3 protein-coding genes are annotated in these 2,667 nt (G+C 60.9%); 1 reads left to right on the top strand and 2 read right to left on the bottom strand.

The annotated features are described in order from the left end of the window. Nucleotides 1-633: ABC transporter permease (locus NW846_RS08945; protein ID WP_414515785.1), on the bottom strand; the 633-nt coding region annotated here is incomplete at its 3' end. After that, nucleotides 630-2,003, bottom strand: a complete 1,374-nt coding sequence (locus NW846_RS08940; RefSeq protein ID WP_414329040.1) for an efflux RND transporter periplasmic adaptor subunit — start codon at nucleotides 2,001-2,003, stop codon at nucleotides 630-632. The genes NW846_RS08945 and NW846_RS08940, both read right to left, overlap by 4 nt. A gap of 166 nt (nucleotides 2,004-2,169) precedes the next feature. Here NW846_RS08940 and rplS point away from each other — a divergent pair, with 166 nt between their 5' ends. Continuing rightward, nucleotides 2,170-2,562: a 50S ribosomal protein L19 gene (gene rplS / locus NW846_RS08935; protein ID WP_414515783.1), complete on the top strand. Its 393-nt coding sequence runs from the start codon at nucleotides 2,170-2,172 to the stop codon at nucleotides 2,560-2,562. Nucleotides 2,563-2,667: the final 105 nt, after the last annotated feature.

Raw genomic sequence — 2,667 nt, 5'->3', positions numbered from 1 at the left:
CCGATTGGCCACCACGTCCACCGGCAGAAACACTCCGGCATCGCTGTTGCCAAACACCGTCGGCTTCGAGCGCAAAGTGCCGATCACCTCGAAGGGCAAGTTGTTCAGCAGGACGGTCTCCCCAATAGCAGCGGCGGGATCCAGGCCGAACAACTGGCTGGCGGCATCGCTGCCCAGCACCACCACCGGGCGCTGTTCCTCGATGTCGGAGGGCAAGAGAAAGCGGCCTGCCTCGATCTCCAGGTTCAAGACCGACAAGTACTCCGGCCAAGTGCCGGTGGCCTCATAGCGGCGATCCACTCCACCTCGCACAGCGCGCACATTGGTGCCCAGGCTGGGGACGGCTGCTGACACGGCAGGCACTTCCGCCGCAATAGCCCGTACATCCTCCAAGGTGAGGGGGCGGATGTTGCCGGCATCGACCAGGCCCAAGTTGGCCGAAAAGACGATCAGCAAGTTGGTGCCCAGAGAGCGAAATTGATCCACTGCCATCTCTTGGGCAGCATAGCCAAATCCGGCAATGGCCACCACCGCCGCATTGCCGATGAGGATCCCGAGCATGCTCAGCCCGGTGCGCAGGCGATGTCGTCGCACCATTTGCCAGGCCATTTTGGCCGCCGTTGCCAGGCTCATGGCTGTTGCTCCGCTCTTTTAATCAAAGTCTCTAGGTTCACCCCAGGAGGCAGGGCAGTAAAGACCCGATCCCCTGCCTGCAGACCAGAGAGGATTTGGGTAACTCCACCCTGAGTGATGCCCGTTTCCACGCGGCGATAGACAGGTTGCCGGCTTTGGGGATCCAGCAGGAGCACGCCTTCCTGGCTTTCCTCCCGGAGGATAGCCACTGAGGGCACCGTCAGAGCCTGAGGCTGGGGATCCCCAATGAAATCCACCGAAACAGTCATGCCGGTGCGCAAAAAGTCAGCTCCGGGTTCCGGCTCAACGAAGACGCGGAAGACGGTTACCTCCCGCACCACCACGGTAGCAGGCGCAATCCGCTTCACCCGCCCCTGCACCAGGCGGTCGGGGTAGGCCAGGGAGCGGATCTCCACCGGCTGACCCACCCGCACCTGGGCAATCTGGGCTTCTGGCACTTCTGCCCGCACCTCAATTCCCTGAGCCAGCGCCAAAATGGAACTGGAAGAAGCTGCGGTGGCATCGGAAGCTGCTGTTGTGGGAGCTACAAAGGATCCCACCTCGGCAAAGCGCTGCACCACCACACCGGAAAAGGGGGCGCGGACTTCGGTGTCAGCCAACCGGGATTGCCGTTGGGCCAGCTCGGCTTGTGCCTGGGCAATTTGGGCTTGAATTTGCTGTAGGGTTTCCGGGCGGCTCCCCAGTTGCAATCGCTCCAACTCCTGTTGAGCAGCTCGCAAATCCGCTTGCGCTTGTTCCAGGCGGGCCGAGCGTTGATCCAGCTCGCTGCGGGCTACTACCCCCGCCTGCACCAGGGCCTGGATGCGCTCTAACTCCCTCTGGGCCAAGTCCACCTGCGACCGGGCAGCATCCACCCTGGCCTGGGCCGCCGCGATCACCTGGGGGCGCTCTCCGGCCTGTTGCTCCGCTAGACGGGCTTGCAGCTCTTGAATGCGGGCTTGGGCTTGGCGAATGCCACTGGCGAGATCGCCGTAGTCCATCCGGGCCAATAACTGCCCTGCCACCACTTCATCTCCCTGATCCACCAACAGTTCCGCCAGGCGACCCGACTCGCGAGGGCTGACATTCACCTGGCGGAGCGGCTGCACCTGGCCGCTCACCCGCAGGCGTTGGGTCAGATCCACCACTTGAACCGGTACCGTCAATCTTTCCAGCCGTTCTGCCCTCTGCTGCTGCAGCTGACGCTGGATCAGGAGACCGCTGCCCCCTAGGCCGGCCAACAGCAAGCCCAAGAGCATCCAACCGAAGGGAAATCTCTTGGGGCGGGGTTTGCTCTGGGGCAGAGGCTGATCTGCAGGCCTGGGAGTAGACAGGGATCCCGTCTTGGGCTCATCGGTGTGCAGGATCACAAAAGTCTCCCGTTTGTAACAAAAGCTTTATCTTTGTCTAGCCTATTGGAAAAATGGGGGAAGCGTAAACACAGTCTCCCACCTCTTGAGCTCTATGTCGGCCAGCTCTGTACAAAAAACAGCGACGATTGTTACCATGGTTAACTGCCGGTAGCGCGGGAAGGCCATGAACGTTCGCATCAACGCTGAGGAGATCATCCGCTCCATTGAAGCTGCCCAGATGAAGCCGGATCTGCCGGAGATTCGGGTTGGCGATCAGGTACGGGTGGGAGTTCGCATTCAAGAGGGGGGCAAGGAGCGGGTACAAGCCTTTGAGGGCACGGTCATTGCCATGCGCCACTCCGGTATCAACCGCACCATTACGGTGCGCAAGGTTTTCCAAGGGATCGGTGTGGAGCGGGTTTTCCTCATTCACTCCCCGCGCATCGAGTCGATTCAGGTGCTGCGGCGGGGTAAAGTGCGTCGGGCCAAGCTGTTCTATTTGCGGGATCGGGTGGGCAAAGCCACTCGTATCAAGGCCAAGACAGAGAGTGCGGATAGCAAGGAACAGCTTCTTTGAAAGGTGGGTGTACCTGCTACACTGGGTAAGCGGGTGTAACCTTTGGCCAATGCGTCCTTAGTTCAGTTGGTAGAACGTCGGTCTCCAAAACCGGATGTCGGGGGT

Source organism: Synechococcus sp. W60.3, assembly GCF_047502615.1.
GTDB lineage: Bacteria > Cyanobacteriota > Cyanobacteriia > Thermostichales > Thermostichaceae > Thermostichus.
Note: the sequence above shows the minus strand (reverse complement) of the source record. Positions and strands in the feature narration are given on the sequence as shown.

Bases quoted from the DNA above. Each gene is read 5' to 3' on its own strand.
- rplS (WP_414515783.1), top strand. From the start codon at position 2,170: ATGAACGTTCGCATCAACGCTGAGGAGATCATCCGCTCCATTGAAGCT.